The organism is Rhizobacter koreensis (assembly GCF_013366375.1).
Classification (GTDB): domain Bacteria; phylum Pseudomonadota; class Gammaproteobacteria; order Burkholderiales; family Burkholderiaceae_C; genus Schlegelella_A; species Schlegelella_A koreensis.
The window spans coordinates 250667-267911 of sequence record NZ_JABWMJ010000003.1; the positions used below are offsets into that span (position 1 = coordinate 250667).

A 17245-nucleotide genomic window follows, 5' to 3' on the forward strand; every position below is an offset into this window, starting at 1 on the left:
GCTTCGGCATGATCGACTTCGGCTTCGACAAGCTCGCGCTCATCGGCGCCGTCGCGCTCGTCGTGATCGGCCCGGAGAAGCTGCCGCGCGTCGCCCGCACCGTCGGCACGCTGCTCGGCAAGGCGCAGCGTTACGTCGCCGACGTGAAGGCCGAGGTCAACCGCTCGATCGAGCTCGAAGAGCTCAAGAAGATGAAGACCGACTTCGAAGGCGCCGCGCGCGACGTCCATTCGACCGTCGCGTCGGAGTTCGCGCAGACGTCCGCAGACCTCAATAGCGCGTGGAACGCGGACGCGGCGGCGATCGACAACCCCACCTCGGCGGTGGCGGCGCCGCTCGCCGAGCCGCCGGGCTACCGCCGTCCGCGCAAGAACTGGCGCCTCAAGCGCACCGCGGTGCCGAACTGGTACAAGCAGAAGAACGGCATCCGGGCGAAGGCGCAGTCGGGTGCCGCGCGCGTGGCGCGCTTCAGGCCGCCGCGCGCGTCGGCGTGAAGAGCGCACCCTTCTTCGGCTGCGGCCGACGCCCGATCGCGCCCGGCCGGCGCCGTGCCAGCGAACCGCAGCGCTGCGGCTCCTTGGCGTGAAGAACGCCAGCGGCGGGCCCGAGCGCGACGAACTCGAAGGCACCGAGCAGCCGTTCGTCTCGCACCTGATCGAGCTGCGCGATCGCCTGATCCGCGCGTGCATCGCGGTCGGCGTGTGCTTCGCGGCGCTCTCGTTCTGGCCCGGCCCTGCCGGGCTCTACGACCTGCTCGCTGCGCCCCTGGTCGCCAACATGCCGCACGGCGGCACGCTGATCGCGACGAGCGTGATCTCGCCGTTCCTGGTGCCGCTCAAGATCACGCTGATGGCGGCGTTCCTGCTCGCGCTGCCCGTGGTGCTGTACCAGGCGTGGGCGTTCGTCGCGCCCGGGCTCTACCTCCACGAGAAGAAGCTGGTGCTGCCGCTCGTGGTGTCGAGCACCGTCCTCTTCTTCCTCGGCATCGCGTTCTGCTACTTCTTCGTCTTCAAGCAGGTCTTCCGCTTCATCCAGGGCTTCGCGCCGACCAGCGTGTCGGCAATGCCGGACATCGAGGCCTACCTGAGCTTCGTGCTGACGATGTTCATCGCCTTCGGCGCGGCATTCGAGGTGCCGGTGGTCGTGGTCGTGCTGGCGCGCCTGGGCATGGTGAGCATCGAAAAGCTGCGCGCGTTCCGCAGCTACTTCATCGTGCTGGCGTTCATCATCGCCGCCGTGCTGACGCCGCCCGACGTGGTGTCGCAGCTCGCCCTGGCGGTACCGATGGTGCTGCTCTACGAGGTCGGCATCTGGGCGGCACAGATCTTCATCCGCCACACCCAGCCGCCCGACGAAGAGCCGCCGGCGGCCTGAGCCGGCCGAGCCGCGCCTTCAGCGCTCGCGCGGCATCGGTCGCGCCGGCGGCCGCTCGGCGATCACCACCGGCACGTCGACGGTCTCGGAGCCGCGCTGCACGCTGATCGACGCGGTCTGACGAGGTTTCAGCGCTGCCACCGCGTTGAGCAGCTGCGACGTGCTCGTCACCGGCTTGTCGGCGATCTTCACGACCACGTCACCCGGCGTGATGCCGGCGCGGCTCGCCGGCCCGTTCTGCAGCACCCCGGTGATCAGCACGCCGCGCTCGACCTTGAGGTTGAGGGTGCGCGCGATCTCGGGCGTGAGGTCGCGCGGCTCGACGCCGATCCAGCCGCGCGTGACGCGCCCTTCGGTGATGAGGCTCTCCATGACCTGCCGTGCGGTCGTCACCGGGATCGCGAATCCGATGCCGAGGCTGCCGCCGCTGCGCGAGTAGATCGCGGTGTTGATGCCGAGCAGGTTGCCGGCGGCGTCGACCAGCGCGCCGCCCGAGTTGCCGGGGTTGATCGCGGCGTCGGTCTGGATGAAGTTCTCGAACGTGTTGATGCCGAGCTGATTGCGGCCCAGCGCGCTGACGATTCCGGAGGTGACGGTCTGGCCGACGCCGAACGGGTTGCCGATCGCGAGCACGACGTCGCCGACCTGCACGTGATCGACGTCCCCGAAGTTGACCACCGGCAGCTCCTTGAGGTCGATCTTGAGCACCGCGACGTCGGACTCGGGATCGGTGCCGACCACGGTGGCACGGGCGGTGCGGCCGTCGCCGAGCGCGACCTCGATGTCGTCGGCGCCTTCGATCACGTGGTTGTTGGTGATCAGGTAGCCCGCCGGCGAGACGATCACGCCCGAGCCGACGCCGACCTGGCGATCCTGCTCCGGCGGCTGCCCGCGGTTGCCGAAGAAGAAGCGGAACATCGGATCTTCGCCGCGCCCGCTGCGGGCCGACGCGCGACTCGCGGTGATGCTGACCACCGCCGGTGCCGCGCGCTTGGCGGCCTCGCTGTAGCTCGTGACCGCGCGAGTGCCGCCGATCGTCACGCTCTGCACCGTCGGCGCCATCGGCACCACGGTGGTGGTCGCGGCGGCCGGCGCGGCCGGGCGCATGGACGCGGGCAGCCACGCCGGCTTGAGCGTCGAGACGACGAACAGTGCCGCCAGCGCCACCGTCACGCCTTGGGAAAAGAGGAGCCAGATCTTGCGCATGAACGTCGCGGAGTGGACCGGTGATTATCAAGGGCACGTTGCGAGCCCGGCGGCCCGCGCCGGCCCGCGGCGACAATCGCCGGATGCCGGTCACTCCCCCGCTTCCGCTCGCGATCACGATGGGCGACGCCTGCGGCATCGGGCCCGAGATCGTCGCGCGGCTGTTCCGCTCGGCGACGCCGCCTGACGCGTTCGTCATCGGCGACGTCGGGGTGATGCGTCGCGCCGCCGCGGCGACCGGCGGCCTGCTCGCGCTGGCGCCGATCGAGCGCCCGGCAGACGTCGCCGACGTGCCGCCGAACTGCATCCCGGTGCTGCAGCCGCCGAACCTGCCCGGCGATCTGATGGAGGCACCCGTCGGGCGTGTCGACGCGCGGGCCGGCGCCGCCGCGGCGCGCTGCATCGAGCACGCGGTCGCTCTGGTGCGCGGCGGCGACGCCGCGGCGATCGTGACCGCGCCGATTCACAAGGAGGCGCTCGCCGCGGCCGGCATCCGCTACCCGGGCCACACCGAGATGCTGCAGGCGCTCGCCGCCGACGCGGGCGGCATGCCGCCGGTGCGCATGATGCTGGCCAACGACGAGCTGCGGACCGTGCTCGTCACCATCCACCAGTCGGTGCTCGACGCCATCCGCGCGATCACGACCGAGTCGGTGCTCGAAACGATCCGCATCGCGCATGCGAGCGCGCTCGCCTGGGGCATCGAGCGGCCGCGCATCGCGGTCGGCGGACTCAACCCGCACGCCGGCGAGGGTGGACTCTTCGGCGACGAGGAGCGGCGCGTGATCGCGCCGGCCGTCGAGGCGGCGCGTGCCGAGGGCATCGACGCCACCGGCCCGCATCCGCCCGACACCGTGTTCATGCGCGCGCGCGACGCCGCCGGTCACGCCGGCGAGTTCGACATCGTGATCGCGATGCTGCACGACCACGGCCTCATCCCGGTGAAGTACCTCGGTGTCGAGCACGGCGTCAACGTCACGCTCGGCCTGCCGTTCGTGCGCACCAGCCCCGACCACGGAACCGCGTTCGACATCGCCGGGCGCGGCATCGCGAGTGCGGCGAGCCTCGCGTACGCGGCGCAGGTGGCGCGGCGGCTGGTGCGCGGCCAGGCGTTGCCGGGGGGCGCCAGCGACGGCCGCTGAGCGGCCCGGCCGGGGCCGCCGGATCGTAAGAGCGATGCGCCGGTCGCCGCGCAGGCCGGGCCGAGCGCCTCAGGACCGCGTCGTCGTCGCGGACAGCTCGGCGAGCTGCTTGCGCGCGCGGTGCGTCGCGCGCTCCATCAGGTACTCGTTCTCGAACGCGCGCAGGCGCCCGGTCTCGCACATGCGGGCGACCATGCGCGAGGTCATCGAGATCGTCTCGTGGTGCTTGCCGCCCCGCGTGAAGACGAAGAAGCTCCGCCCCGAGCTGACGTGGGCGAGGCGCACCTTCTGCCACTCGTTCTTGAGGTGCATCTGGTAGGCGAAGCCGAGCTTGATGTGATCGATGAGCTGGGCGCCGGGTACCGGTTCGGGCGCGGCCCCTGACTCGCCGGGTGTCGGCGGCGACTCTGCCTCGGGGTCGACGGCCGCGATGGTCGCCGCGGGCGCGACCGGTTCCGGCGCGGCTTGCGGCGTGGCCGGCTCGGCCGGCGCGGCGAGCTCGACCTTCTCGCTCCAGTCGATGGCCTTTTCCGAGACCAGGCCGACCTGTGCGACCTCCTCGGGCGTGAAGCGCTGCTCGATCACCGCGGTGTCGACCTCCGGCAGGGTATCGATGCGCGAGAACGCCTCGACGGTCGGCACCGGGATCGCGAACACCGCCTCGAGCTGCTTGACGAGCAGGTTGTAGTCGAGTTCCGAAAGCGGCTGGCCCTTCAGCGATTCGGCGTGGGCCGGCAGGAGCTTGCCGAAGAACTCCTTGCGCGCGGCGTCGGGCCAGCCGATCAGCTGCATGCCCTCGTTGAGGTCCTTCATCAGCGTCGGCAGCTGCATGAGGAACTTCTTGCGCAGGGTGGGCGAACCCTTCGGCTGCACGCTCATCACCAGGTCGACGCCGACGCGGCGGAACCGCTTCGCGCGGTCGGATTCGGGACCGTCGCGCCGGGTCGCGAGCACCATCGCCTGGCTCCACACCTGCGGCAGGAAGTCCTGCAGGTAGTTGGGCAGCGGCAGCGGGGCGAGGGCGGCGCGCAGCTGCAGCATGTAGCGCTGCTGCACGCGCAGCTCGGACTCCTTGGCATCGAGCGTGGTCGCCGCACCGGTCTGTTCGACCTCGCCTTCGGTCTGACGCGCGACGAAGCTCTCGAGCTCGCTCACCTTGGCGGCGTAGAGGTCGATCTGGTCGAAGTCGCCCTGGACGATGTCGTCGACGAGCTTGCGCACCTGGCCGAGGAACTCGGCGCCGGGACCCGCGCCGAAATCGTCGAACGCGCAGGCGAGCGAGGCGATTCGGTTGACGAAGCGGCGGACCGGGTGGCGCCGGGTCGAGAAGAAGGTCGAGTCGTTGAGCGCGACGCGCAGCACCGGCAGCTGCAGGCGCGCGATCTCGCGCGCCATCTGCGGCGGCACCTTGGAGTCCGAGAGGATCTGGTCGAACAGGCTGCCGACGACGTCGATCACCATGTGATCGAGCTTGCCGGTGGACGCCTTCATCAGCTCTTCACGGTGTGCCCGGATCAGGTTCACCGCCATCAGCTGGGTGAGCTGGCCACCCGGCTCCGAGCCGGTGATCGGGCCGCGCACGCTGCCCGGTCCGGTGCTCGGAGCGCCGATTCCCGGCGAGGCCGAGTCGGCGGCGAACGCCTGGGCCCTTTGCGCTGCGAGGCCGCCGCTGCCGCTGCGCAGCCCGCGTTGCAGGTCGCCGGAGTGCAGCACGCTGGCCATGTCGCCGCTGGTGCCGAGCGGAGCGCCACCGCGCGAGACCGCTGCGGCGGACGCGTCCTCTGCACGGTCCTGTGCGGTTGCCAGGCGGCGCAGCAGCGTCATCAGCTCGGCGTCGGCAGCATGCTCGCCGCGCGCGCGTCCGCCGGCGTGGCTGCTGCGCGCGAAGTCGCTGCGACCGGAAGGGGCGTCGCCGCGACCGCTGTCACGCACCGGCGCGTCGGGGCGCCGCGGCAGCCCCGTGCCCGGATCGTTCAGCGTCACCGGTCCGCGCCCGGTGATCGCGCCGTGTCCGCTGTCGGGCGCCGCAAAACCCGGAAATGCCTGCGCGAGGGCGCGCCGGTGCGCCGACAGCAGGTCGTCGTCGCCGCCGGCGAGGTCGCCGAACGCGCTGTTGCTGGAATTGCGCCCCTCGCGCGCCGTCGTGTAGCCGGAGTTGACGGCGCCGCCGAGCTGGTTGCCCGGGCCTTCGACCGTGCGCACCGTCAGGTGCACCGGCTGAACGCCGCGCTCCTGCAGGCTGCGCAGGATGTCGGCGTAGCACGCGGGCATCGCCTGCGCCATCGCATGGCCGAACTCGCGGGTCAGGATCTTGCGGCTCTCGCGATCGTTGCTGACCGACTCGATCGCGCGATAGAGCGCCGAGCCGACCACCTCGGCGCGCAACGGGTTCGATTCGTCGTCGGCGCGTCCATTGCCGAGCACGCTGCCCATGTAGGCGGCGAGGTCGCGCAGCTGCCAGTCGCACTCGTGCGAGATCATCTGCCCGAGACGCACGAAGTTCATGCGCTCCTCGACCTCGCGGTCCTCGACGAGGCTCAGCGACTGCCAGTCGGCGCTGTCGAGCTTGCGGCGGTTGTCGGTGCGCGGCGAGAGCTGCTGGCCGACCTTCTCGCGCAAGGCTTCGTGGAACGCGCTCTGGAATACCGCCATGTTGCGGCGCAGGTCGATCTGCGCGGCATGGAGCAGTTCACGCTCGGCGATCTTGATGCCGGTGACCTGGATCTGCGCCCCGAGCAGGTCGGCCACGCGCAACGCCACCGCCGCCGCGGTGTCCCGGATCTTGTGGATGGCTGCGTCGAGTGCGGCTGGCGGGCGTGCGTCGGTCGGGGTCATGCTCGAAGAGGTCCGCGAACGGTGCGGCGAGGGCGGCTGCCGGTCCGCGGCCAATCCGTCACGAGAGCAAAGTATGAGCCCAAACCGCAGGCCTCGACATGGCAGTGCATCACGCCCAGGCAAGCCTTCGCAGGGCCTCGCGCGCGGCCTCGGTGGTATAGGCGGGCAGCCCGTGCGCACGCGACTTGCCCGCGCGTGGGTGAGCGCGGTCCGGCCCTGGTGCGCCGGGGCTTCGATGTTGACGCCTCCATTAGAATCGTCGGTTGACCCCTTTTTGACCTCCTGTCTTTTCAGTCCCGAGGATCTTCATGAGCGACCAGCAGATCGATGGCGGAAAGCGCACCTGGCTCATCGCGTCGAGTTGTGCCGGCGTCGTCGGTGCCGGCTTCGTCGCCGTCCCGTTCGTCAGCAGTTTCCAGCCCTCGGAGCGCGCGCGCGCCGCAGGCGCCCCGGTCGAGGCCGACATCAGTGCCCTCAAGCCCGGCGAGAAGATGACCGTCGAGTGGCGCGGCAACCCGGTGTGGATCATCCGCCGCACGCCCGAGCAGCTCGCTGCGCTGCCCAAGCTCGACGGCGAACTCGCCGACCCGAAGTCGGAGCGCAACCCCGACGAACTGACGCCGGCGTACGCGCGCAACGAGAACCGCTCGATCAAGCCCGAGATCTTCGTCGCGGTCGGCATCTGCTCGCATCTCGGCTGCTCGCCGACCGACAAGTTCACCCCTGGCGCGCAGCCTTCGCTGCCGCCCGACTGGCCGGGCGGTTTCCTGTGCCCCTGCCACGGCTCGACCTTCGACATGGCCGGCCGCGTCTACAAGAACAAGCCGGCGCCCGACAACCTGCGCGTGCCGCCGCATCGCTACGCCAGCGACACCCGGCTGGTGATCGGCGAAGACACCAAGGCGTGAGCCGATGACGGCACCTGGAGATACGACGAATGGCTGAGTTCCAGAACGTTCCCGCGAACGCCCCGGTCGGCACCAAGCTGCTGAACTGGGTCGACAACCGCTTCCCGCTGTCCAAGCTCTGGAACGAGCAGTGGGGCCAGTACTACGCCCCGAAGAACTTCAACGTCTGGTACATCTTCGGCTCGCTGGCGGCGCTGGTGCTCGTGATGCAGATCCTTACCGGGATCTTCCTCACCATGCACTACAAGCCCGACGCGGCGCTGGCGTTCGCATCGGTCGAATACATCATGCGCGACGTGCCGTGGGGCTGGCTCGTGCGCTACATGCACTCGACCGGCGCTTCGGCATTCTTCGTCGTGGTCTACCTGCACATGTTCCGGGGGATGATCTACGGCAGCTACCGCAAGCCGCGCGAGCTGATCTGGATCTTCGGCTGCGCGATCTTCCTGGTGCTGATGGCCGAGGCGTTCATGGGCTACCTGCTGCCCTGGGGCCAGATGAGCTACTGGGGCGCCCAGGTCATCGTGAACCTGTTCGCCGCCGTGCCGTTCGTGGGCCCCGACCTTGCGCTGCTGATCCGCGGCGACTATGTCGTGGGTGACGCCACGCTCAACCGCTTCTTCAGCTTCCATGTCATCGCGGTGCCGCTGGTGCTGCTCGGCCTCGTCGCCGCGCACCTGATCGCGCTGCACGAAGTCGGCTCGAACAACCCCGACGGCGTCGAAGTGAAGGACTATCGCGGTCCCGACGGCAAGCCGCTCGACGCGATCCCGTCGCACCCGTACTACACGGTGCACGACATCTTCGGCGTCACGGTGTTCCTGTTCCTGTTCAGCGCAGTCGTGTTCTTCATGCCCGAGATGGGCGGCTACTTCCTCGAGTTCAACAACTACATCGAGGCCAACCCGCTGAAGACGCCGGCGCACATCGCCCCGGTCTGGTACTTCACGCCGTTCTATTCGATGCTGCGTGCGACCACCGACGTGCTGATGGGCGTGATCTCGCTCATCGTCGTGCTCGGCGCCGTCATGGCGATCCTGCGCGGCGGCTTCTCGGCGCGCATGAAGATCGTGATCGCCGTCGTCGCCGCCGTGTGCGTCTGGCTGTTCGGCGGCATCAAGGCGCTGCTGCTGGCGCTCGGCATGTCGGGCGTGCCGACCTGGCTGAGCGGCTGGGACGCCAAGTTCTGGGGCGTCGTCGTGATGGGTGGCGCGGTCATCATCCTGTTCTTCCTGCCCTGGCTCGACCGCAGCCCGGTGCGCTCGATCCGCTACCGGCCGGGCTGGCACAAGTGGGTGTACGGGGTCTTCGTGTTCTTCTTCCTCGTGCTCGGCTATTTGGGTGCGCAACCGCCGTCGGCCCCTGCCAACCTGGTCTCGCAGATCGGTACCTTCGTCTACTTCGGCTTCTTCCTGCTGATGCCGTGGTGGAGCCGCCTCGGCACCTTCAAGCCGGTGCCGACGCGCGTCACCTATTCCGGCCACTGATCGGACCGCACGAGCCCGCACGATGAAAAAACTGCTCCTCTCCCTTCTGATGTCGCTCGGCCTCATCGCGGGCCCGGCAGCGGCCAGCGAAGGCGGCTATCCCTGGGACACCTTCCCGGTGTCCAAGCTCACCGACATGGCGGCGCTGCAGAACGGCGCGAAGATCTTCGTCAATTACTGCCTCAACTGCCACTCGGCGCAGTACATGCGGTTCAACCGCCTGCACGACATCGGCATCACCGACGACCAGATCAAGAACAACCTGCTGTTCGCGACCGACAAGGTCGGCGACACCATGAAAACGGCGCTCAACCCGCGCCAGGCCAAGGAATGGTTCGGCTCGCAGCCGCCCGACCTCTCGGTGATCGCACGCTCGCGCTCCGAGATCGGCAAGGGCACCGGCGCCGACTACCTGTTCACGCTCTGGCGTTCGTACTACCGCGACGACAGCAAGCCCACGGGCTGGAACAATCTCGTCTTCCCGGACATCGCGATGCCGCACGCGCTCTGGCAGTTGCAAGGCCAACGCACGGCGCGGTTCGTCGAGGAGAAGGACCCGCACGACGCGACCAAGACGGTTCACAAGTTCGCCGGGTTCGAGACGATCACGCCGGGCGAGCTCACGCCGCTGCAGTACGACGAGACGATCGGCGACCTGGTCGCCTATCTGCAATGGATGGCTGAACCCGCGCAGGGCAAGCGCGTGCGCGTCGGCGTATGGGTGCTGATCTTCCTCGGCCTTCTGGTCATCTTCACCTGGCGGCTCAGCTCGTCCTACTGGAAGGACGTCAAGTAGCCCCGGCGTGGCCCGGCGCGCCGCCGGGCCAGCGCCCCCTGCCGGGCTGCGCTCCTCGCGGGCGCAGCCCGCGCACGCTTTCTAAATTCCCCTGGGAGTCCGCTCGATGATGGTTCTTTATTCCGGGACGACGTGTCCCTATTCGCATCGCTGCCGCTTCGTGCTGTTCGAGAAGGGCATGGACTTCGAGATCCGCGACGTCGACCTGTTCGCCAAGCCCGAAGACATCGCGCTGATGAACCCGTACAACGAGGTGCCGATCCTCGTCGAGCGCGATCTCATCCTGTACGAGTCGCACATCATCAACGAGTACATCGACGAGCGCTTTCCCCACCCGCAGCTGATGCCCGGAGATCCGGTCGCGCGCGCGCGCGTTCGCCTGTTCCTGCTGAACTTCGAGAAGGAGCTGTTCGCGCACGTCAACGTGCTCGAGGGCCGCGGCATAAAGGGTACCGACAAGCAGCTCGAGAAGGCGCGTTCGCAGATCCGCGACCGTCTCACCCAGCTCGCGCCGATCTTCCTGAAGAACAAGTACATGCTGGGCGACGACTTCTCGATGCTCGACGTCGCGATCGCGCCGCTGCTCTGGCGCCTCGACTACTACGGCATCGACATGTCGAAGAACGCGGTGCCGCTGCTCAAGTACGCCGAGCGCATCTTCTCGCGCCCGGCCTACATCGAAGCGCTCACCCCGTCCGAGAAGGTGATGCGCAAGTAAGTCGCATGGGATCGCTGCCCACCGCTCCCGTCAGCGCCGGCACGTCGACCCGGCCGTACCTGCTGCGCGCGCTGCACGACTGGTGCACCGACAACGGCTTCACGCCGTACATCGCGGTGTTCGTCGACGCATCCGTGCAGGTGCCGACGGAGTACGTCAAGAACAACGAGATCGTCCTCAACGTCGGCTTCGAGGCGACCAGTGCGCTCAAGCTCGGCAACGAATTCATCGAGTTCAAGGCGCGCTTCGGCGGCACCTCGCGCGAGATCATCGTCCCGGTCGATCACGTGATCGCGATCTACGCGCGCGAGAACGGGCAGGGCATGGCGTTCCCGATGCCGACCGATGCCGGCGCAGCGCCGGCCGACGGCGAAGCCGCTGCGCCGGCCAAGCCGGTCGCCCGCGGGCCGCGCCTCGCGCGCAGCGACGGCGAGGCGACCGCGCCGGAGGGCGATGCCGGCGGCGAGGACGAGCCGCCGCCGGAGCCGCCGACCCCCGGCCGACCGGCGCTCAAGCGCGTCAAGTAGCGCCTGAAGGGCCGCGAGCCGGCCCCTATACTGCCCGCGCGACGCAGCGCACATGCCGGCTTAGCTCAGTTGGTAGAGCACCCGCCTTGTAAGCGGAAGGTCTTCGGTTCGATTCCGAAAGCCGGCACCAGGCGGATATCGACAAGCATCGCCTCGCGGCTTCCGCTGCATCGGTCCGGACGCCAGGACGAAATGCGTGACGGGCCGGGAAGACTCGTGGCGCGACGCCGCGCCGCGTGACGGGGGTCTCGGAGCGACCGGTTCAGCGCGTGGTCGAACCTGATGCCGATCTCGTTCGCGAGCCGCGCCGGCTCGCTCGCCGCTGGCGGGCGTCGCGACGTTCCCGTTGCCAGAGGTAGAGCACCCCGGCAAACGCCAGCAGCAGGCCCAGCATGATCCACATTTCCATGGCCGCGATGCTAGGAGACAAGCTCCGCCAGCCACTGCGCTGCGCGGGGATCCCGCGCGCTCCCTCGGGTTATCGCGCGGCGAGGGTCTTGGACCGTCCGGCGTCACGCGCGCCTGGCCGCGGCGTGCCCCCCGGTTGCGCCGGTTCCAGTCGATCGGCGAGCAGCGCCTCGAAGCCGTCCGCCCCGAGCTTTTCGAGTTGCAGCACGACGCGGCCCGCGGGCGCGCTGCCGCGCTGGAACGCGCCAAGGCGCGGTACGTCGGCGCGCTTGTAGACCAGCAAGCCGGCGCGGCTCAGCCCCGCCGCGCGGCGCCGAATATCGCGAAAGAGCTGCCGCCGCCGCCACCCGAACAGCAGCGTCAGCCCGCTGCCGACGGCGAACACGAGTGCGCCGATGGCTCCCGTCGTCAGCAGCACGTCGGCGTCGCCGAACCAGGCACTCGCGAGCGCGGCGAGGAACCACGCCCCCGCGACGACCATCGAAGCGCCGGCGCTCCACGCCTGCCAGCGGCAGGCGAGCTCGAACTTGCGGCATTGCGCGTTCAGGGCCTGGAGCCGGGGCGGGTCGGCCGTCGGGTGGGGCGTCGTCGTCATCGGGACGCGGGTCGCACAAGGGCGGGCTGCAATCGGAAGCCTTGCGCGAAGCAGGTTCCGCGCCACACGCAGCCCCTCAGAGGAAGCGAGCGCGTCAGCGACGTCGAAAGCCGGCTCCGGTGCGGCGACCTGTCAAACGCACCGACAGACCCGACGGCGGCGGTGCCGCGTGCCGGGCCCGCCGAGCTCGGACGCCGACGCAGGGGCGTCTACTCGAAGACCACCGTCCGGATGCCGTTCATCAGCACGCGGTGCTCGGCGTGCCAGCGCACCGCACGGGCGAGGACCACGCATTCGACGTCGCGTCCGACCGCGGCGCAGTCCTCGGGCGTCATCGCGTGGTGAACGCGGGCGACGTCCTGCTCGATGATCGGCCCCTCGTCGAGCTCGGCGGTCACGTAGTGCGCCGTCGCGCCGATCAGCTTGACGCCGCGCTGATGCGCCTGCTCGTAGGGGCGCGCGCCGCGGAAGCTCGGCAGGAAGCTGTGGTGGATGTTGATCGCGCGGCCGCGCAGATAGCCGCAGAACTCGGGGCTCAGGATCTGCATGTAGCGCGCGAGCACGACGAAGTCGACCCGCTCGGCCTCGATCAGCTGCTGGATCTGCAGCTCCTGCGCGCGCTTGGCCTCGGCCGACGCGCCCGCGGCGAGCGGGAGGTGATGGAACGGCAGACCGAAGCCCTTCGCCAGGCCTTCGAAGTCGGGGTGGTTCGAAACCACGCCGCAGATGTCGACCTTGAGCTGACCCGAGTGCCAGCGGAACAGCAGGTCGTTGAGGCAGTGGCCGTGCTTGCTGACCAGCAGGATCACGCGCGGGCGCACCGCGACGGCATGGACCTGCGCGTTCATGCGGAAGCGCTCTCGTACCCCCGCGAACAGCGCCTCGAGCTCGGCGACCGAGCGCAGGTAGGGCGGCGTGTCGAAGTGCACCCGCATGAAGAAGAGGCCGGTGCTGCGCTCCGTCGAGACGTCGCCGAACTGCTGTGAATCGACGATGTTGCAGCCTGCGGCCGCAAGCACACCCGACACCGCGTGGACGATGCCTGGCGTGTCGGCGCACGACAGGGTGAGGATGAATTCGTTGTCTCGAATGGTCACGGGATCGTCAGGAGAGGTGTGCGGAAGATCGCGCCGGGAGCGTGCGACCTGAGCGTTCCGCCGTCGAGCCCGCCAGAGCCCACTGCAACGAGCCCGCGCCAGCGTGCCGCCGTCCGGCGAACCGTCGATTGTGCGCGGCGTGTCGACTCTGCCATGCGGGCGCAGCCCGCGCCCGCGTGCGGTCCGCCGCGCTTTCGGCGTTCGGCGACGTGCGACGTTCGCCCTGCGGGGCGCGAACCCGCGGAACCTAGAACGAAACCGGCGTGCGGACCGTGAGCGTGAGGTCGGGCGTGTCGCGGGTCAGGCCCGCGCCCAGCGAGACATTGAGCGTGCGCTTCTCGCCCAGGCGATACGAGTAGCCGAGCAGCAGGGTGCCGAGCTGGATGCGCACCGATTCTTCCGGCGTGCTGCCGTTGATCTTGGTGCGGCCCACCGACGCGTGGTCGTAGCCGATGCTGAACGAAGACTTCTCGTTGAGCCCGAGGCCCATGCCGAAGTTGAAGCCCCAGATTCCGCCCGGAGCGACCTTGCCGATCACCTCCGGCCCCTCACTGGTGTTGCGCACGATGTTGTTGCGCGCGAACGTGTGCAGATAACTCACGGTACCGAAGAACACCGCCGGATCGGACGGGAAGAGCGCCGTCATCGCGCCCTGCAGGCCGTGGAAACCCGACCCGGTCGGCAGCTCGGTCTGGATGCCGTCGCTGCGGAAGCCTTGCACCCCGCGCGACGTGCGCACCTCGAACGGATCCTTGCCGGTGCGCGACTTGTAGCGGAGGCTTCCGATGTAGTACGGCCGATCCATGCCGCCGTCGTTGAGCTGGTAGCGCGCGGTGACCTCGACGTCGCCGATGCCCTTGCCGTTGGTGTCGAACGCGCCCGCCGTCGCATCGCCCTGGAGGATCTCGCGGCCGACGTTCGCGTCGGCCCGATAGACGTACGGCAGCTTGGCCTCGACCTCCAGCCGGTTGGTGATGCCGAAGCGGCCGGTGAGCGCCGCCGTGACGGTGTTGCGACGCACCTCGCGGATGTCGATCAGCCCGACGAGGATCGCCGGGATGACTGTGTAGCCGACCAGCGCGACCCGGTTGCTCGACGAGTACGAGTACTGCACCGACGGCTCGAGCACGAACTTGCCGCGCGGCGTCAGCACGCCGGGCTGCTCGAAGATCGGCGCCACCTCGGGCCTGCGTGTCGACTCGTCCGGCGGCTGGCCCACCTGCGCCGGCGCGGCCGCGGCGGCAGGGCCTTGCGCCACCTGCGGCGGGGCCGGGTTCCCGCTGCCGCCCCGCTGGGCAGCGAGCGCCTCGCTGCCCAGCGCGCGTCGCATCTCGTTGATGCTGGTTTCCTGCTCGGCGAGCGCGCGCTTGAGCGCGTTCAGCTGCCGGGTCTGCTCGTCGATGCGCTGACGCAGCTCGCCCAGCCGCGCGGCGGCGGCCTCGGGGGTTTCGACGTTCTGCTGCGCAGAAGCAGCTGCGGTGAGCACGGCAAGGGTGGAACAGCCGATCGCGCGGGCCGTGCCGCGCCGGTTCTTCTGGATCAAGCGAGTCTCCTGGTCGACGGCCCCGATCACACCCGCAGCGCGCATTGCCGGCAAGGCATTCCAAAGCAACAGGTTGTGACGTCCCCATTCGGTGTGACGTGCTTCACGCTTTGCTCGCGTATGTTCGACGTACCGTTGCAGGCCTGTGTCGCCGCCGCATCCGCACGACGCGCGACAGGGCAGGGAGATCCCGTGGGCACCGCAAAGAAGAAGATCCTGTGCATCGGCACGAGTGCGCTGACCTCGCCCATCGCCGAGCGCCTCCGCGCCAGCGACTGGGACGTGCATCGTGCCAACGACCTGCGCAGTGCGCACCGGCTCATCGTCGAGCACGGCCTGCGCGTCGGCCTGCTCGTGATGGGCGACGTCGACGAGCCCCGCTGCGCGGAGCTCGACACCTTTTTGGGCGCGCACGCGCAGCTCGAATGGGTCGGCTGCTTCGACGCCGACTCGCTCGCGAGGCCCTGCTGCCGTGACCTCATCCTCGCGCACCTGTTCGACCATCACACGCTGCCGCTCGATATCGCGCGCGTGCTCAGTTGCGTCGGTCATGCGCACGGCCGCGCCGCCTTGCGCGAGTTGTCCACGCCCGAACTCGATCGGGCCGACGCGGGCATCGTGGGGCAGAGTGCGGCCATCGTGAACCTCATGCGCCAGGCGCGCCGCATCGCACACGCCAGCGCCCCGGTGCTGATCCACGGCGAAAGCGGGAGCGGGAAGGAGCTGTTCGCGCACGCCATCCACCTCAACTCGCCGCGCGCGAGCGGCCCCTATGTGCCGATCAACTGCGGCGCGATCCAGCCCGCGCTGATCCAATCGGAACTGTTCGGCCACGAGCGCGGCTCGTTCACGGGCGCGGTAAGCGAAAAGCGTGGCTTCTTCGAGGCAGCAGACGGCGGCACCGTGTTCCTCGACGAGATCGGCGACCTGCCGCTCGACCTCCAGGTGAACCTGCTGCGCTTCCTGCAGGAGGGGACGATCACCCGGGTCGGCTCGACGCGCGAGGTGCGCCTGGACGTGCGCATCGTCGCCGCCACCAACGTCGACCTCGAGAAGGCGGTCGCGGCGGGGCGCTTCCGCCAGGACCTCTACTACCGCCTCAACGTGTTGCCGCTGCACGTGGTCCCGCTGCGTGACCGCCGCGAGGACATCCGCCTGCTCGCCGAGCACGTGTTCCGCACCTATTCGGCGGAGAAGCGGCCGAGCCTCAAGGGCTTCAGCCGGAGCGCGCTGCAGGCGATGGACGCCTACAACTGGCCCGGCAACGTGCGCGAGCTGATCAACCGCGTGCGCGCGGCCATGATCACCGCCGAGCGCAACCTCATCATGCCGAGCGATCTCGGCCTCAAGATGCCGCAGGACGTGCAGCTCATCAACGTGCTCGACGAGGCGCGGCTGCAGGCCGAGCGCAGCGCGATCCGGTCGAGCCTGCAGCAGAGCGGGCGCAACGTGGCGCTCTCGGCACGCCAGCTGGGCGTGTCGCGCATGACGTTGTATCGGCTGATGGCCAAGCACGGCATCCACGTTCCGAACGGATGAGCAGCGCCGCGGCGTTGATCGCGCCGACGGCTGACGCACGGCTGGCAGCCGCTCTCATGGCGCGCCTGCGTCGCCACGCCCGCTTCGGTTCGATCGGCGAGCTCGAGCCGATCGCGCTGCGCCTGGGCATGGTTCAGGCGACGCTCGAACCGCGGCTCGAATCTCCCCGCCTGCTCGTCTTCGCGGCCGACCACGGGCTCGCGCTCGAGGGGCGCCAGCCCGGCGACCCGCGCGACGGGACGCATGCGCTGCGCAGCCTGCTCGACGGCAGCGCCCTTGCCGCGACCTTCGCGCGCGTCAACGGCGTCGAGCTGACCGTCGTCGACAGCGGCATCAGCGAGTCCTTCACGCACCCACGCCTGCTCTCGCGCAAGATCGGTCACGGCACGCGCAACGCGCGCGTTGCAGCGGCGATGTCGGTCGAGCAGGCGCATGCGGCGATCCGCGCGGGAATGGAGATCGCCGACACGCTCCGCGGCAGCGTGATCGCCTGCGCCGGCATCGGCAACGGCGCGCCGGCGAGCGCGGCGCTCGTGCTGTCGTGCCTCTCGGGCGTCCCGGTGCACGACTTCGTCGACTCGGCGCCCGGCACCCTCGATCTTCCGCTCGAACAACTCGCCGGCCTCCTCGAGAGCGCCCGCGCCCGCCATGCGCAGCGCAGCGATCCGGTCGAGGTGCTGGCGGCGGTCGGCGGTTACGAGATCGCCATGATGGCCGGCGTGATGCTCGCGGCGGCGAGCCGGCGCCGCGTCATCGTGCCCGATGGCAGTGCCGCCTGCGCCGCCCTGCGAGTGGCCGCGTCGATTGCGCCGGCGGTGCTCGAGTACTGCCTGTTCGCGCGCAGCAACTGGCACCCGGGTCTGGATCGCGCGCTCGAGCTGTTCGACGCGCAGCCGATGCCGAGCGCGATCGTCGACGCGATGGACGGCACCGGGGCCACGCTCGCGTGGCCGTTCATCCGCGCGGCGGCGGCGTTGCTCGGCAGCGTCGACGGCTGACCCGCTCTTGAGCGCGGCACGCCGCGCAGTGGTCGAGACGGCTCCGCGGCACTCGCAACCCGACCGTTCGAG

16 protein-coding genes and 1 tRNA gene are annotated in these 17245 nt (G+C 69.6%); 11 read left to right on the top strand and 6 right to left on the bottom strand.

Features of this window, described 5'->3' with window-relative positions; genetic code table 11:
* The first annotated feature begins 8 nt into the window (after positions 1-8).
* Positions 9-494, top strand: a complete 486-nt coding sequence (gene tatB, locus HQN59_RS08135) for a Sec-independent protein translocase protein TatB (protein ID WP_176067963.1) — start codon at positions 9-11, stop codon at positions 492-494.
* A gap of 88 nt (positions 495-582) precedes the next feature.
* Positions 583-1374, top strand: coding sequence for a twin-arginine translocase subunit TatC (tatC, locus tag HQN59_RS08140; RefSeq protein ID WP_176067965.1), 792 nt, complete (start codon positions 583-585; stop codon positions 1372-1374).
* A gap of 18 nt (positions 1375-1392) precedes the next feature.
* Here the strand turns inward: tatC and HQN59_RS08145 are convergent, their stop codons facing one another.
* Complete coding sequence (locus tag HQN59_RS08145; RefSeq protein WP_176067967.1) at positions 1393-2580, bottom strand: S1C family serine protease; 1188 nt, start codon at positions 2578-2580, stop codon at positions 1393-1395.
* 83 nt (positions 2581-2663) lie between these two features.
* Here HQN59_RS08145 and pdxA point away from each other — a divergent pair, with 83 nt between their 5' ends.
* Complete coding sequence (pdxA, locus tag HQN59_RS08150; RefSeq protein ID WP_246294768.1) at positions 2664-3722, top strand: 4-hydroxythreonine-4-phosphate dehydrogenase PdxA; 1059 nt, start codon at positions 2664-2666, stop codon at positions 3720-3722.
* 69 nt (positions 3723-3791) lie between these two features.
* Here pdxA and HQN59_RS08155 read toward each other — a convergent pair whose 3' ends face one another.
* Complete coding sequence (locus HQN59_RS08155; protein WP_176067969.1) at positions 3792-6557, bottom strand: DUF1631 family protein; 2766 nt, start codon at positions 6555-6557, stop codon at positions 3792-3794.
* Positions 6558-6865: 308 nt separating this feature from the next.
* On the opposite strand from HQN59_RS08155, the gene petA reads away from it, so the two are divergent.
* From petA to HQN59_RS08185, 6 genes are all read left to right on the top strand, one after another.
* Positions 6866-7465: a ubiquinol-cytochrome c reductase iron-sulfur subunit gene (petA, locus tag HQN59_RS08160; RefSeq protein WP_176067971.1), complete on the top strand. Its 600-nt coding sequence runs from the start codon at positions 6866-6868 to the stop codon at positions 7463-7465.
* Positions 7466-7494: 29 nt separating this feature from the next.
* Positions 7495-8952 (top strand): cytochrome b, encoded by a 1458-nt coding sequence (locus HQN59_RS08165; protein ID WP_176067973.1) that lies wholly within the window; start codon positions 7495-7497, stop codon positions 8950-8952.
* A 22-nt stretch (positions 8953-8974) separates the two neighbouring features.
* Complete coding sequence (locus HQN59_RS08170) at positions 8975-9748, top strand: cytochrome c1 (protein WP_176067975.1); 774 nt, start codon at positions 8975-8977, stop codon at positions 9746-9748.
* 106 nt (positions 9749-9854) lie between these two features.
* The gene (locus HQN59_RS08175; protein WP_176067977.1) at positions 9855-10466 is read left to right on the top strand and encodes a glutathione S-transferase N-terminal domain-containing protein; all 612 of its coding nucleotides are present in this window, start codon (positions 9855-9857) and stop codon (positions 10464-10466) included.
* A gap of 5 nt (positions 10467-10471) precedes the next feature.
* Positions 10472-10993: a ClpXP protease specificity-enhancing factor gene (locus tag HQN59_RS08180; RefSeq protein ID WP_176067978.1), complete on the top strand. Its 522-nt coding sequence runs from the start codon at positions 10472-10474 to the stop codon at positions 10991-10993.
* Between the two features lie 54 nt (positions 10994-11047).
* A tRNA-Thr gene (locus tag HQN59_RS08185) sits at positions 11048-11123 on the top strand.
* A gap of 132 nt (positions 11124-11255) precedes the next feature.
* On the opposite strand, the gene HQN59_RS08190 is transcribed toward HQN59_RS08185, so the two are convergent.
* The 4 genes from HQN59_RS08190 to HQN59_RS08205 form a co-directional block, all read right to left on the bottom strand.
* Entirely contained in the window at positions 11256-11402 is a 147-nt protein-coding gene (locus HQN59_RS08190; RefSeq protein WP_176067980.1) for a hypothetical protein, read from the bottom strand.
* Between the two features lie 69 nt (positions 11403-11471).
* Positions 11472-11996 (bottom strand): hypothetical protein, encoded by a 525-nt coding sequence (locus HQN59_RS08195; protein WP_176067982.1) that lies wholly within the window; start codon positions 11994-11996, stop codon positions 11472-11474.
* A 209-nt stretch (positions 11997-12205) separates the two neighbouring features.
* Positions 12206-13093: a formyltetrahydrofolate deformylase gene (gene purU / locus HQN59_RS08200; RefSeq protein WP_176067984.1), complete on the bottom strand. Its 888-nt coding sequence runs from the start codon at positions 13091-13093 to the stop codon at positions 12206-12208.
* Between the two features lie 247 nt (positions 13094-13340).
* Positions 13341-14633 carry an acetate kinase gene (locus HQN59_RS08205; RefSeq protein ID WP_176068467.1) on the bottom strand — a complete coding sequence of 431 codons (1293 nt, stop codon included), beginning with the start codon at positions 14631-14633 and terminating at the stop codon, positions 13341-13343.
* 195 nt (positions 14634-14828) lie between these two features.
* Between HQN59_RS08205 and HQN59_RS08210 the strand changes: the two genes are divergently transcribed.
* Together HQN59_RS08210 and HQN59_RS08215 are read left to right on the top strand one after the other, a co-directional pair.
* The gene (locus HQN59_RS08210) at positions 14829-16175 is read left to right on the top strand and encodes a sigma-54 dependent transcriptional regulator (protein WP_342451159.1); all 1347 of its coding nucleotides are present in this window, start codon (positions 14829-14831) and stop codon (positions 16173-16175) included.
* A complete protein-coding gene (locus HQN59_RS08215) occupies positions 16172-17173 on the top strand; it encodes a nicotinate-nucleotide--dimethylbenzimidazole phosphoribosyltransferase (protein ID WP_176067988.1) in 1002 nt (333 codons plus the stop codon). The genes HQN59_RS08210 and HQN59_RS08215 overlap by 4 nt, the downstream gene beginning before the upstream one ends.
* The last annotated feature ends 72 nt before the right edge of the window (positions 17174-17245 follow it).